The 652-nt window shown below is 51.4% G+C and carries 1 protein-coding gene and 1 pseudogene; both read right to left on the minus strand.

Going from position 1 to position 652, the window contains the following annotated elements; translation table 11 throughout:
- Positions 1-350, minus strand: a 350-nt coding sequence (locus tag ACLD7X_RS17765; protein ID WP_411425017.1) for a hypothetical protein, incomplete at its 3' end; no start/stop codon positions are given.
- Between the two features lie 9 nt (positions 351-359).
- Positions 360-652: pseudogene (locus ACLD7X_RS17770) on the minus strand (hypothetical protein); the annotation flags it as partial.

Genomic DNA, 652 nt, shown 5'->3' on the forward strand with positions numbered 1-652 from the left:
GCCAAGACGCATGAGCATGCAGCGAAGAAACACGAAAGTGCAAGCCACCATGGCTGAAGCTGAGCCGTCGTGAGAGTTGTGACGGGCTGGAGAACGGTAGCTATAACGGGCGTGTACGGAAATGGATTTACCAACTCACGGCGCACGTCACCAGAGTACTGACGCAATGTATCGATGTTCCACGCGTTAGCATGGGCAGAAACAGCCCTGGCGGCACTGTGGAACATCGGAAGATCCGTCAGTGGTTTGGCTGGGCCGCCATCTTCGGGAGGCATAAAACGCGTGACCGCCATCGCGGCAGCGATGACGGTCAATAGTACGATCAAATAAGTATCGCCTTGAGCCTTCACGGCACTCTACTACCTGCCGAGTGCATGACGCAAGGACAACATACCAACCGTGCCGAAGCCAACAAGAAAAAGCACTTGGAACGGAATGGCAGCAATCTGTGCGTTGTAAATAGAAGTACCGATGCCAACGACGAAGTACGTCGCCAAAACCAACTCAACAAGAACTGCCCAGTGGATTTTCTTCTGCACATATTTCTTTTTCCGCCAATCGTCCTTCGTCTCGACAATTCTGAATTTAGGCGTACGCTTGAACTCACTTTTTTTGCCTATCAACGCTTCAAACACAGCCCTGGTATTGTTGA

It is taken from the genome of Aphanothece microscopica RSMan92, assembly GCF_046613545.2.
Taxonomy (GTDB): domain Bacteria; phylum Cyanobacteriota; class Cyanobacteriia; order PCC-6307; family Cyanobiaceae; genus NIES-981.